The organism is Olsenella sp. oral taxon 809 str. F0356, from assembly GCF_000233535.1.
GTDB classification, from domain to species: Bacteria; Actinomycetota; Coriobacteriia; order Coriobacteriales; family Atopobiaceae; genus Olsenella_I; species Olsenella_I phocaeensis.
In genome coordinates, this window is record NZ_JH376563.1 from 1,942,738 (window position 1) to 1,955,986 (window position 13,249).

A 13,249-nucleotide genomic window follows, 5' to 3' on the forward strand; every position below is an offset into this window, starting at 1 on the left:
GAGCACGCTGTTGCGCACATCCGCCGCCGCGTTTGCCCAGTTGGTGCGACGTCCAGTTGTGCGTTGGAGCGTGGAGGATGCCTGACGTGTGCGAAACGGCGTGGAGGAGGCAGCCGACCGCCGCGCAGACGCCCGGCCGCGCAGACGACGTTACGCCCGCGGCACACCAAAGGAGTCGAGCAGCCGTGCGAAGCGCCCTCGGTCGCAGACGTCCGCGAACGAGAAGCGCACGACCCGGGCCACGCGGGTGAGACGGGACTCCCTGAGGCGCTCGTCGGCGAGCAGGTCGACCGTCGCCCTCCCCCGCGTCATCGTCGGGTCGACGTACTTCTGGCGCCCGTCGAGCTCGCCCGCCACGAGGGTCCCATCGGGAAGGCGCCAGAGAAAGTCCACCCTGCTCACCCGGCCCGACAGGGGGTCGACGAACTCCGCCTGGAGCTCGGGGGCCGCAAAACCGAGCTCGATCATCGTCGCACGGGCGATCGACTCCCCGCCGCTCTCCGCACGCCGGTCGGCATGGGCCGCCGTCGCCAGCGCCCGTCTCACCCCAGGCCGCCGCCTGCCAAGGTCCCGCACGAGGCCCTCGAGCCATCGCGCGTCCCTGCCCGTCCGGGCGAGCGCGGCGTCCGCCACAACGAGCCCGTCGGAGAAGCCCATCATGAGGAGGCAGTCGACCACGCTGCGCTCGAAGGTCGTGACGGGGATGCCGGAGGCATGTGCTCGTTCCAACCCGCCCTCGCGGGCAAGCTGGTGAAACGCCACGAGCCTCGTGCCGTGCCGTCCGCCCGGCCCATGCGCGACGTGTATGCGGGCCAGCTGCCCGAACGAGACGGGAAGGCCATGCGCCACGGCGGCCGTGGGACCGCAGAACGTCCAGTCCGGATGTGCCCTCGACAGTGACCTTGCGAGATGCAGGTGGCGAGAGGGCACGTCGAGCGCCTCCCAGTAGCCCCGGCGGGCAAAGTGCCCGCGCGCCAGGCGGACGAGCTCCCCCGAGCCGACCATGCGTCCCATCGCCATCCCGTCGGCATGGCTGGATGGCGCGACGCATGCCCCGCGCGCCTCTCCCTCGCCCAGCATGCAGCCGATGTGCTCCCGCCTTGAGCCACCTGCGTCCAAGTCCCCTCCCGTCCTCGCCGTCCTACCTGGGCCCGACCATATCGGAGCGGAGGCCAAAGTCGTGGCTGACATCCAAAAATGTCAGCTCAATTTCTGGCGGACCGTTCGCCGAACTTTCTGGCGGACCGTTCGTCGAACACGCAATCGCGCACATCACAGGAGTCTTCCACGCGTGAACGCACATTGGAGCGGTACATCAACTGGGCAAACGTGAAGGTGACCGTGCGTTCGCGCGTGCTTACTGGATTTGTTGTGCGCAACGGCGTGCGGGATGCCGCAGGACGTGCGCCGGAGCGTGCGGGACGCAGCGGAACGTGCGCCGGAGCGTGCGCGACGCCACCAGTCGCCGGCGTGCCTCGGCGCGCCACAAAAAAGCCCGGGCCACGACGGCCCGGGCGACGACGCCTATGGTGGAGATGAAGGGATTCGAACCCTCGGCCTCTGCCTTGCGAAGGCAGCGCTCTCCCAGCTGAGCTACATCCCCAAAAAACGTGCAAGGGAGAGTATCGCCATTCCCCGGACCCCTGTCAAGCCCGAGTCGGGGCAATGTCGCCCCCTGCGGCTGCGAAATGAACCCACCTTTCTAAGGTGGGTGCCCTCGTCGCCTGTTCCAGCTTCCTCAACAACGGAGGATCCCTGTAATGGGGACGATATGCGGGCTCCCTCAAAACGCGTGTCGGTTCACCCAGTTGTGACCGCAGGGGGACGACAGCTCAAATATATATGAGCCCCCCGCGATTACCAGTCTTGACTTGACGCGCATTATGGCAAAGAGTGAGAGGAGCTGGCGTCTGCGCGCAACAGCACGGCTTCGCGCACAACAGCACGAGCCAAACCGCACGCCCCGGCACGAGTGACGCCGGTGGCAGCCTCCGCGCCAGCCCAGGCGAGGCGGCTCTCCCCCACTCGCCCATCTGCCCACGCGATAGCTGCACGTTTCCCGCCAGCCCCCGCTTTTCGCTATGATTGTCCGGTCAGTGTGAGAAGAGGCGACGCAACGGGAGGCGAGCATGCACCAGCCGTGGCTTCCCTACCTGTGCGTCTTCCTCGCCGCCGGGCTCACGACGCTCCTCATGACGCCCCTCGCGCGCAAGGTCGCCTGGAAGCTGGGGGCCGTCGACTACCCCAACGCACGCCGCATCAACCGCGAGCCCATCCCCCGCATGGGCGGCATCGCCGTCTTCCTGGGCATCACCGCCGCCTTCGTCGTGCAGTACCTGGGCACGACCTACCTGCGCTGGCCCATGGTGCTCGCCCCCTCGCCCCACCTCAAGAACATCCGGTACTGGTCGCTCGTGGGGGGCTTCGTCTGCATCTTCCTGGTGGGTGCCATCGACGACGTCTTCCAGCTCAAGCCCCTCCACAAGCTCCTGGGACAGGTCCTCGCCGCCTCCGTCGCCGTGGGCGGCGGGCTGGTCATCGGCGTCATCGTGAACCCCTTCACCGAGGGTCCCCTCTGCATGGGCTGGCTCAGCTACCCCGTCACCGTGGCCTACCTGGTCGCCTACGTGAACATCTTCAACCTGATCGACGGCCTGGACGGGCTGGCCTCGGGCCTCACCTGCATCGCCGGCTTCACCATGTTCGTCCTCGCCGTGATGGCGGGGCGGGCCGACGCCGCCACCCTCGCGATCGCGACGGCCGGAGCCTGCCTGGCCTTCCTGCGCTACAACTTCCACCCCGCCTCGGTCTTCCTGGGAGACTCCGGCTCGCTCCTCCTGGGCTTCTCCATGGGCGTGGTCTCGCTGCTCTCCGTCGCGCGCATCGCGGGCCTCACCACCATCATCGTGCCCCTGGTCATCGCGGGCATCCCCATCATCGACACGCTCTCGGCCATCGTGAGGCGCAGCCGCGCGCACGTGAGCATCGGACACGCCGACCGCGGCCACATCCACCACCGCCTCATCGCCGAGGGCTTCGACCAGCGCCAGGCCGTGCTGATCATCTATGCCTGGACAGCCCTGCTCTGCCTGGGCACGCTGGTCATGACCCAGGTCTCGGTCGTGCCGCGCATCGCGATCTTCTTCGCCCTCCTCCTGGCCTCCGGCGCCGTCGCGCGCAAGCTCCACCTCTTCCGTCCCGTCCTGCTGCACCACACCAACCCGAAGACCGGCGACGACGAGCTCGTCTGCCCGCAGGACCCGGAGTTCCCGGACGAGGAGGAGCGCTTCAGGGAGCAGGAGTCCCAGCGCCACCACGGCCTGCGCTAGCCTCCGCCGCCCACGCGCCGGGGACAGGCGAGAGGACCTTGCCGCCTCGATTGTCACCGCATCCACGTGGGGCTCGAACCACGCCGGCACTGCCTCGACCCACACGGCGCAAAGAGGCCCGCCCCCCGGGAAGGGAGCGGGCCTCGACGGCTGCGAGATGCGCGACGCGAGCTACTCGGCGTCGGCGAGGGCCTTCTTGGCCACGTTGGCCAGGTCGGCGAAGGCGGCCTCGTCCTCGTAGGCGACCTGGGCGAGGATCTTGCGGTCCAGCTCGACGCCGGCGAGCTTCAGGCCGTGCATGAACTTGCTGTAGGAGAGGTCGTTCATGCGGGCGGCGGCGTTGATGCGCTGGATCCACAGGCCGCGGATGTCGCGCTTCTTGTTGCGGCGGTCACGATAGGCGTACTGGCCCGAGTGCTGGACCTGCTCCTTCATGCCGCGGAAGGTGCGGGAGCGGACTCCGTAGTAGCCCTTGGAACGCTCGACGAGGGTCTGGCGCTTCTTGCGACCAGCGACTGCGCGCTTGACACGTGCCATATCTAATCAACTCCTAAAGAATGCCATCGAATGGGCGACGTGCCCGCTTAGTTCTTGGAACCCATGCGCTGGGAGACGACCTTGACGTCACCGGCGGTGAGCTCGGCCTCCTTGCGGAAGCCGCGGATGCGCTTCTGGGACTTCTTGGTCAGGATGTGGCTCTTGAAGGCCTTGGCGCGCATGATCTTGCCGGTGCCGGTGCGGCGGAAGCGCTTTGCCGAACCCTTGTGCGTCTTCATCTTGGGCATGCTAGTTCTCCTTCTCCGTCTCTGCGTCGTCCTCGACTGCCTTCTCATCGAAGGCGCCCTTGATCGGGGCGACCAGCATGTGCATGTTGCGACCCTCCATCTTGGGGGCCGACTCGACCGTGGCGTAGGGCCTGAGCTCGTCAGCTAGACGGTCGAGCACCATCCTCCCCTGCTCGGGGTGGGCCATCTCGCGACCGCGGAACATGATCGTGATCTTGACGCGTGCGCCCTTCTTCAGGAAGCGCATCACATGGTTCTTCTTGGTGGTGAAGTCGCCCACGTCGATCTTGGGACGGAACTTCATCTCCTTGACCTCGACCTTGGCCTGGTTCTTGCGGGCGGCCTTGGCCTTGCGGTCCTGCTCGTACTTGAACTTGCGGTAGTCCATGACCTTGCAGACGGGAGGCTCCGCGTTGGGAGCGATCTCCACCAGGTCGAGATTCTGCTCGTCGGCGATGCGCTGCGCGTCGCGGACTCCGAACAGGCCGAGCTGTGAACCGTCAACGCCGATCAGGCGGCAGGTACGCGCCGTGATCTCGCCGTTGATCCGAGGACCCTCGTTCTTCGCTATCTCTTACACCTTCCTTCGCTCGTGCGGCTCGCGCCGCATGAAAAAACTCCCAGAACTATGGCAGCATCCAGGAGACAGAGGACCCACTCGCAATGGGTCGGCTATTTGTCTGACCGGACGGCTGCCCTTGGCGCCGTGCAGGTGGGGACCACGTGCGTCCCTCTTTGCGATAAGCACTTTGTCGATGTTAGCCGCTCGGCGACGAGTTGGCAAGCCCGTTCGCCCGCACATGCCTTTTGCACAAGCGGACGAACGGGCCCGGGACGCCCCCTAGCGCCCCTCGCGCGCGGCGATGCGCTCGTCCAGCCAACCGGTGAGCAGGGGCGCCACGAGGGCGGTGATGATGACCGCGGCCGCGATCTGGGCGGTGGCCACGGGCACCAGCGCCGCGTAGGAGGCATCGGAGGCCGCGACCGCGGGAGGGGTGGTCATGGCCGTGCCCGCGATGGTGGAGCAGGCCATGCCAGCCTTGCCCGTGCCTCCCGTGAGGCGGTCGAAGCCAGCCGTCGCAAAGCCGATGGCAAGGCAGATCACAGCCAGCACGATGCCCGAGATGCCGCCTGCGACCAGGCTCTCGAGGCTCATGCCGCAGCCCAGGGCGAATCCCAGGACGGCTATGCAGGGGTTGACGCCCGGCGCCATGAGCTGCTTCACGAAGGGGAAGAGGTTGCCCAGGACGATGCCCAGGACGATGGGCAGCAGCGAACCCACGAGCTGTCCCACCGATATGTCCGCGATGCCGGCGGCGCCCAGGGCGATCATGGTGATGGTGGGGCCGGCGGTGAAGCAGAGGATGCCCGCCGCGCCGCGCTCCGCCTCGTCGCCGTACTCGGCCATGATGCCGGTGTAGAGCGCGATGTTGCAGAAGCTCACGCCGCCGATGATGGCCAGCGAGCTCAGCCCCAGCAGGTCGTCGCCCATGAAGAAGGCGACGCAGAGCCCAAGCGCGATGGAGAGCACGAGCTTGGGGATGATGATCATGATGCCGGTCTTCACGGCCTTTGGGGTGGACCTGAAGTTGATGCCCACGCCGATGCCGAAGAGGATCACGAAGACGAGGGCGTTGCCGCCGTGCACCACGGCCGTGGTGAAGCCGCCGATCTCGAGCAGGCCCGGGACGAAGGAGTGCAGGAGCAGCCCCAGGAGCATGGGATAGATCATGATGTCCCCGGGAAGGCGCGGTATCCTGAAACGTCCCTGGGTCTTCTCCGCCTCTGCCTCGGCCATGGGTGCCCCTCTCTCTCGTCGCGAATTTTTGTTGGGCGAATGTACCAGAGGAGAGGGCCACCGCGCCACGCGCGACGGCACGGCGACACGAACGCGTAACGAAAGGGGCCGCCCCGAGGGACGGCCGCCTGCGCATTCGCATGGTGCCCGAGGTGGGACTCGAACCCACACTCTGTTGCCAGAAGCGGATTTTGAGTCCGCCGCGTCTGCCAATTCCGCCACTCGGGCAAAGTCGCAGGACCACTATATCAGAGAGCGGCGGCTACGAATCGGCCATCGCCCACGCCAGAGACATGACCGTGGCCGAAGGTGCGGCGCTGAGTGCGCATTCTATTTTTCAAATGTACACCCCTCTCCGCTGACCTGCGGTTTTGCGGAGAGGCGCGCATTTCACGCCTGGAATGTACGTCTCGAACCGCGCGCTACGCCTCGATCGCCCCCAGGCCGCGCGCAGCGTCCCAATCGCACCTCGAGCCGCGCGCTACGCCTCGATCGCGCCCCAGCCGCTCCCGCGCCACGCCGCGCCTAGTGCATGCCATCCGAGGCCGCGCCCGGCTGCAGCCAGGGGTTGCCCTCCAGCTCCTCCATCATGGTGGTGGAGTCGCCATGGCCGCAGAAGAGCGTGGTGCGGGCGGGTATCTCCTCCCGCAGGCGCGCGAGAGTGGCCATGAGGGCGTCGTGGTCGCCGCCGGCGAGGTCGGTGCGTCCGCAGGAGCCCTTGAAGAGGGTGTCGCCCACGAAGGCGACGCCATCGGCCGTCCCCTGGCCCAGGAGCACGATGCCGCCCGGCGTGTGGCCGGGGGCCCCGATGACGCGGAAGCTCGCCGTGCCCAGCTCGATCACGTCGCCGTCGGCGATGGTCTGGTCGGGCTCGGGGGCATCGTCGTCGTAGGAGCGGCCCAGCTCGCTCGCCTCGCCCGCGCGGCCGGCGAGCTCGACGTCCGCCTCGTGCATGAGGAAGCGGGCGCCCGTGGCGTCCCTCAGCGCCTTTGCGCCGCCCACGTGGTCCCCATGCCCGTGCGTGGCCACGATGGTCGTCACGCGGACGTCCTCGAGGTGACGGGCGATGGCGGCGCCGGAGTTGCCCGGGTCGACCACCAGGCACTCCCCCTCCGAGACGTAGGCGTAGCAGTCGGTCTCGATGGGCCCCACGATGAACATGCGGATCTGGTCGTCGCTGGCGTTGTGGCCGCAGCCTCCCCCGCAGCAGCCGCCTCCATGGTCGCCGCAGCAGCCGCCCTCGTGGCTGCCGCAGCCGCAGTCCTCGCTGGCGTCATGCTCGTGACCGCCGCAGCAGCAGCCCTCGTCCTCGTCCCTGCCCTGGATCATGCTAGACCCTCCTCTTCATCTGGTTGGCGCCCTCGCCCGGCATGATGCGACGGGCATCATACACGCTGGGCACGCGGTTGACGGCGGCGAGCAGCGGCCCCAGCCGGCTCGCGTCGGAGATGGCGATCAGGAAGCGCAGCCGGGCGGCGCCGGAGCTCGAGGTCTGGGTGGCGGCACTCAGGATGTTGCCACCACCATCCCCCAGGGCGATGGTGACGTCCTTGAGCAGGCCCATCCTGTCCGTCGCCTCGACCACGATCTCGACCTGGAACTCGGTGGCACCGGTGGCGTCCCACTCCACCTCGATCATGCGCTCGGGATGCGACATGAGGCTCTTCACGTTGGGGCAGTTCGCGCGGTGCACCGACACGCCGCGCCCACGGGTCACGAAGCCCACGATCTCGTCGCCGGCGACGGGGCTGCAGCAGTGGGCCAGGTGCACCAGGAGGTCCGGGTCGCCCTTTGCCACGACGCCGCAGTTGCTGCGCCGCCTCTTGTCCGAGGCGGCGCGCGCCGCGGCGTTGACCAGCGGCCTGTCCTCCGCCATCGCGCGCTCACGCTCGTCGCGGCGCGCCGCCTGGCGCTCCGCCTCCACCGTCTTGGTGGAGGCCTCGCCCAGCGCCTCCTCGATGCGGTTCGCGATCTGGCGTGGGCTCAGCTTGCCCGTGCCCACGGCGGCGAAGAGGTCGTCGCTGCGCACGAGGTCGAGCTGGGGCACCACCTTGTCGATGGCCCTCTGCACCCGCTGGGTCGAGATGCCGTACCCGCGCTTGCGCAGCTCGTGGGCGAGGTCGCTTCTCCCCTGCTCCGCGTCGTCGGTCTTGGAGAGGGTCGTGAAGTACTTCCTGATCTTGGCCTTGGCGGAGGGCGTCGCCACCAGGTGCAGCCAGTCGCGGCTGGGCTTGGAGTTCTTGTTGGTCAGGATCTCGACCCTGTCGCCGCTCTGGAGGCGGTAGGTGAGAGGAACGACCGAGCCGTTGACCTTGGCCCCCACGCAGTGGTTGCCCACCTCGGTGTGGACGGTGTAGGCAAAGTCGAGGGGGGTGGAATCGCGCCTCAGGCTCATGACCTCGCCCTTGGGGGTGAAGACGAATATCTCGTCCTCGAAGAGGTCGACGCGCAGGTTGTTGAGGAACTCGTGGGCGTCGCCCATGTCGTCGTCCACGGCCCAGTCCAGGCTGCGGCGGATCCAGTTGATCTGGTTGTCTATCTCGCGCTCGCCCTGGGACATCTGGCCGCGCGACCCGCCCGACTTCTTGTAGAGCCAGTGGGCGGCGATGCCGTACTCCGCCTGGTCGTGCATCTCGTAGGTGCGGATCTGTATCTCGATGGGGCGCGCGTCAGAGCCGATGACCGTGGTGTGCAGCGAGCGGTAGCCGTTGGGCTTGGGCATGGCCACGTAGTCCTTGAAGCGACCGGGCAGCGGGTGCCAGAGCGAGTGGACGGCGCCCAGCACGCTGTAGCAGTCCCCCACGGAGGGCGTGAGGACGCGCAGGGCGATGAGGTCGTAGATGTCGCTGAACTCCTTGCCCTTGCGCGTCATCTTCTGGTAGATGGACCAGAGGTGCTTGGGGCGGCCGGTGATCTGGTAGCCCGCGAGCCCCACCCGCGCGAGCTCGCCGTCCAGGATGCGGATGGCCTCGGCGGTGTCCTGCTCGCGCTGGGCGCGGGAGTCCTGCACCATGCGCGCCACGCGCTCGTACTCGGTGGGCTCGAGGTAGAAGAAGGCCAGGTCCTCGAGCTCCCACTTCACCGATGAGATGCCCAGGCGGTCCGCGAGGGGCGCGTAGACGTCCATGGTCTCGCGGGCCTTGAAGGCGCGGCGGTCGGGCTTGAGGGCCGCCAGGGTGCGCATGTTGTGCAGGCGGTCGGCCAGCTTGATGATGACCACGCGGATGTCCTTGGACATGGCGAGGAACATCTTGCGCAGGTTGAGGGCCTGCTTCTCGTCCATGGAGGCGACCTGGATCGAGGTGAGCTTGGTGACGCCGTCGACGAGCTCTGCCACGGTCTCGCCGAAGCGCACCGAGATGTCCGCCAGGGTCGCGGGGGTGTCCTCGACCGTGTCGTGCAAGAGGGCGGCGCAGATGGAGTCGCCGTCCATCCTGAGGTCCTTGGCCAGGATCAGTGCCACCTCGACGGGATGGTTGATGTAGGGCTCGCCCGAGCGCCTGCGCTGGTCGGCGTGAAACTCGGCCGCGAAGGAATAGGCCTCCTTGACGCGGGCGAGCTCGCCGCCGTCGAGGTAGTCGGAGCAGGTGTTGCACAGGACCCGCCAGTTGTCGGCCTGCGGGGTCTCCCTTCGTCGGGCGGGAGCCGAGTCTGCGTTGGCCATCAGGACCTCCTAGCCGTCCACCACGTCGCCGAAGCCGGGCGTGATGGGCCTGTTGATGCGATCGAGAAGCTCCTGCGGGCTGCTCGAGAGCGCCCAGTCGCGAAACGCCTGGAACTCGTCGCGAAGGCGTAGCCCCTCAAGATAGCGAATGGAGCGGTCGAGCTGGACGTGCGAGGGGCTCTGGGCCATGGTAATTCGGCGGGCGGAGCCGTAGCCGTCCGTGGAGAGGAAGCCCAGCTCTCGGAAGACCGAGATGCCGCACGACACGGCGCGCTCGTCCAACTGCGAGGCGGGATGGCGCAGGAGCGCCTCCTGGGCGAGGTCGGCGTTGGTGAGCCTCAGGCCCGTGGCCGCCGCCTGCCCGTCCGCGAGCTCGCGGAGCACCCGGTAGAGCGTCACGAGCTCCGAGCGCTCCGGGGCCGAGGCGGCGAGGATCCTCTCGTTGATGCGCGCGTCCCTGCCGCCGAAGAGCAGCCAGACGCAGGCGTCCTGGCCGTCCCTGCCCGCCCGGCCGCTCATCTGGTTGAACTCGATGGAGCCGAAGGGCATGTGGTAGAGCATCACGTTGCGGATGTCGGGCAGGTTGACGCCCTCGCCGAAGGCGCTCGTGGACACGATGCACTTGAGCTCGCCCGCACGGAAGGCGTCCTCGACCCTGCCGCGGTCGGCGCGGGTGAGGCCGGCGTTGTAGAAGGCGATGCGCCGCGCGAGCTCGGGGACGGCCTTACGCAGCATCCGCGCGAGCGAGACGGACTGCTCGCGCGAGTTGACGTAGACCACGGTCTTCATGCCCGTCGCGACGACCGAGACCAGGGCGCTGTCACGGTCGCGGAGCTCGCGGCAGTCGCGCACACGCAGGTTGTCGCGGACGCTCGCATCCACCACGACGTCGCGCTCGTCGATGGAGAGGAGCCGGCAGAGCTCGCGCGCGACCCCCGCCTGGGCCGTGGCGGTCACGGCCAGCGCGACGGGGTTCCCGAGCCGCTCCAACACCCGTGGGAGCTGGGCGTAGGCGCTGCGCCCACCCGTCTCGCCCGCATGGTGGGCCTCGTCCACCACCACGAAGCCGACGCGCCCGGAGGAGGCGAAGCGGTCCGCGTGGATGGCCAGAAACTCGGGCGTGGTGAGGAGGACGTCCACCGCGCCGGATGCCAGGCCGCAGAAGACGTCGTCACGCTCGCCGCGGGAGCTCTCGCCCGTGAGGACGCGCACGCTCATGCCGAGCTTGGCGAAGGCGGCGGCGAGGTGGAAGGACTGGTCGCTCACCAGCGCGCGCAGCGGGTACACGAAGACGCTCGCCTTCCCGGCGCGGAGCGCCGAGATCGCGGCGTGCACGTGGAAGACGAGGGACTTGCCGCGGCCCGTCGCCATGACGCAGAGCGTGGAACGGCCGGCGGCGAGCCGGTCGAGAGCCGCGACCTGGGCCGGAAGGAGCTCGTGGTCGCCGATGAGGGAGCGCACCAGGCGCGCCCTCAGCTCGCCCGCGCCCAGCGAGGCGAGCTCGGCGCGCACGGACGAGGGGGCGCAGGCCGCGTCCCCTCCCGTCGGCTCGGTTCCGGCCACGCGCTCGAGGCGCAGGTTGACGCCCAGCGTGGGTCGGAGCTCGTCTCCCCCGGTGACGTCGAGCACGCGCGCCTCGTAGCGTCGTCCCGCGTCCACGTGGGGCGCGAGGGCGGCCGCTATCTGGCGGCGCAGGTAGCCGAGGCGCCTGCCCGAGCCGTCGAGCACCGCGATCGCGTTGGGGTCGTCGGGGTTCTGGGGCTCGCGCCCGAGCCGGAGGTCGTCGCCTGCGGAGAGGCCGCGCACAAGCTCCTGGCGCCCGGCAAAGCTCACGCCCATGAGCTTGGTCACGAAGCCCTGCGCCTCGGCGATGCCCGCGAACTCGTCGCGCGAGAGTATCTCGGACGCATGCGAGAAGAGCTCCTCGGCCACGCCGGCCTCCCCCTCACGGGCAGGCTCGGGCTCGTCGCGATAGAGGATGTCCTTCACCATGAGCTTGGGCTTCGTGCGGCCCTGCCAGGTCTCTGCCACGGGCTCGAAGACCAGGTCGACCGCGGCGTCGCAGTCGTTCGCGCGCTCGATGTCGGGCGCGCGGAACATGATCGCGGGAACCGAGGACATGCCGTCGGTGGCCACGAAGCGCAGGTGGCTGCCGTCGGAGCCCACGCGGGCGCGGTTGCGCATGCTCACGCCGCGCACGCCCAAGAGCGGCTTCTTGTTGCCCTGGCCGAAGGGCTGCAGCGTCTCGAGCGCCTCGATGTTGGGAACGGTCATCTCGGCCAGGTCCACCAGGGCGCAGACCTCCCCCCTGTCCTCGAACTGGGAGTCGGGGAGCTCCGCCATGACCTCCCCCAGGCGCACCCTGAAGGCGTCCAGGTTGGCGACGTCGCAGGTGACGCCCACGGCACCGGCATGCCCGCCGAAGCGGACGAGGAGGTCGGAGCACTGCTCCACGGCGCGGAAGAGGTCCACGGAGCCCACCGAGCGGCCAGAGCCGCGCGCGATGCCGTCCGAGATGGAGAAGACGATGGCGGGGACGTGGTAGCGGTTGGTCATGCGGCTCGCCACGATGCCCTTCACGCCCTCGTGCCAGCCCTCGCCCGAGACCACGACCACGCGGCCCCCGTCGAAGGAGGAGTCGACCTTGGCCATGGCCTCCTCAGTGAGCTGCGCCTCTATCTCGCGCCGCTCGGAGTTGACCTGCTCGAGGCGGGCGGCGAGCTGCTGGGCGCGCTCCAGGTCGTCGGTGAGCAGGAGCTCGAAGGCCACGTCGGTGGTGCCCATGCGTCCCGCCGCGTTGAGGCGGGGCACAAGAGAGAAGGGCAGCTGGTCGGAGGTGATCGTCGTCACGTCCACGCGGGCGGTGGCCGCCAGGGCGACGATGCCCGGGCGGGCCGCCTCGCGCATGCGGGAGATCCCGTCGGCCACGAGGGCGCGGTTCTCTCCCGAGAGGAGCATCATGTCTGACACCGTGCCCAGGGTCGCGACCTCGGTGTAGGAACGCCAGATGTCGGGGGCGCCCAGCCGCCGGCCCAGCTCCTGGAGGAGCTTGAGCGCGACGCCGGCCCCCGCAAGCTCGCGGCTCGGGCAGTCGTCGGCGAGCTTGGGGTCGGTCACGGGCACGCCCTCGGGCACAAGCTCGGCGGGCTCGTGGTGGTCCGTCACCACGACGTCGACGCCCTGTCCCACGAGCCAGGCGACCTCCTCGCGGGCGGCGATGCCGTTGTCCACCGTGACCACGAGGTCGGGGTCGCAGCCCTCGATCACGCGGCCCAGGGCCTCGCGGCTGAGCCCGTAGCCCTCGCCGAAGCGATGGGGTATGTAGGGGTGCACCTCCGCCCCAAGCTCGCGCAGGCCCAGGGTGAGGAGAGCCGTGGCGGACATGCCGTCCACGTCGAAGTCGCCGAATATCGCGACGGTCTGGCCCGTGCGGACGGCCCTCTCGATGCGACCCGCGGCGTCGGACATGCCGGGGACGAGCAGGGGGTCGCACCAGTCGCGCGCGAGGGAGGGAGTGAGGAACGCCCGCGCCTCGTCGACGGAGGCGACGCCGCGCGCGGCCATGACGCGCGCCACCAGGGGCACAAGCCCCAGCTGCGACGAGAGCTCGCGCTCGAGGGCGGGGTTCGGGGCGCAGAGCTCCCAGCGCCGGCTGCCCATGAGCCCGGCCACG

General features: G+C 69.0%; 9 protein-coding genes and 2 tRNA genes. 1 reads left to right on the plus strand and 10 read right to left on the minus strand.

What is annotated here, in order from left to right; all coding sequences use genetic code 11:
* Positions 1-150: 150 nt before the first annotated feature.
* Together HMPREF1008_RS08745 and HMPREF1008_RS08750 are read right to left on the minus strand one after the other, a co-directional pair.
* On the minus strand, positions 151-1,119 hold the full coding sequence (locus HMPREF1008_RS08745; protein WP_009279503.1) for a hypothetical protein: 969 nt from the start codon (positions 1,117-1,119) through the stop codon (positions 151-153).
* 408 nt (positions 1,120-1,527) lie between these two features.
* A tRNA-Ala gene (locus HMPREF1008_RS08750) sits at positions 1,528-1,603 on the minus strand.
* 526 nt (positions 1,604-2,129) lie between these two features.
* Between HMPREF1008_RS08750 and HMPREF1008_RS08755 the strand changes: the two genes are divergently transcribed.
* Complete coding sequence (locus tag HMPREF1008_RS08755) at positions 2,130-3,329, plus strand: glycosyltransferase family 4 protein (protein ID WP_009279504.1); 1,200 nt, start codon at positions 2,130-2,132, stop codon at positions 3,327-3,329.
* A 171-nt stretch (positions 3,330-3,500) separates the two neighbouring features.
* Here HMPREF1008_RS08755 and rplT read toward each other — a convergent pair whose 3' ends face one another.
* The 8 genes from rplT to recJ all read right to left on the minus strand — a co-directional run bounded on the left by rplT (position 3,501) and on the right by recJ (position 13,248).
* Positions 3,501-3,866, minus strand: coding sequence for a 50S ribosomal protein L20 (gene rplT, locus HMPREF1008_RS08760; RefSeq protein WP_009279505.1), 366 nt, complete (start codon positions 3,864-3,866; stop codon positions 3,501-3,503).
* 47 nt (positions 3,867-3,913) lie between these two features.
* Positions 3,914-4,114: a 50S ribosomal protein L35 gene (gene rpmI / locus HMPREF1008_RS08765; RefSeq protein ID WP_009279506.1), complete on the minus strand. Its 201-nt coding sequence runs from the start codon at positions 4,112-4,114 to the stop codon at positions 3,914-3,916.
* 1 nt (position 4,115) lies between these two features.
* Positions 4,116-4,685, minus strand: coding sequence for a translation initiation factor IF-3 (infC, locus tag HMPREF1008_RS08770; protein ID WP_072499664.1), 570 nt, complete (start codon positions 4,683-4,685; stop codon positions 4,116-4,118).
* Positions 4,686-4,955: 270 nt separating this feature from the next.
* On the minus strand, positions 4,956-5,912 hold the full coding sequence (locus tag HMPREF1008_RS08775; RefSeq protein ID WP_009279508.1) for a 2-keto-3-deoxygluconate permease: 957 nt from the start codon (positions 5,910-5,912) through the stop codon (positions 4,956-4,958).
* Between the two features lie 141 nt (positions 5,913-6,053).
* Positions 6,054-6,140, minus strand: a tRNA-Leu gene (locus tag HMPREF1008_RS08780).
* A gap of 297 nt (positions 6,141-6,437) precedes the next feature.
* Entirely contained in the window at positions 6,438-7,241 is an 804-nt protein-coding gene (locus HMPREF1008_RS08785) for an MBL fold metallo-hydrolase (RefSeq protein ID WP_009279509.1), read from the minus strand.
* A 1-nt stretch (position 7,242) separates the two neighbouring features.
* Positions 7,243-9,576: a bifunctional (p)ppGpp synthetase/guanosine-3',5'-bis(diphosphate) 3'-pyrophosphohydrolase gene (locus HMPREF1008_RS08790; RefSeq protein WP_009279510.1), complete on the minus strand. Its 2,334-nt coding sequence runs from the start codon at positions 9,574-9,576 to the stop codon at positions 7,243-7,245.
* 9 nt (positions 9,577-9,585) lie between these two features.
* Positions 9,586-13,248, minus strand: coding sequence for a single-stranded-DNA-specific exonuclease RecJ (gene recJ, locus HMPREF1008_RS08795; protein WP_232202857.1), 3,663 nt, complete (start codon positions 13,246-13,248; stop codon positions 9,586-9,588).
* Position 13,249 lies beyond the last annotated feature (1 nt).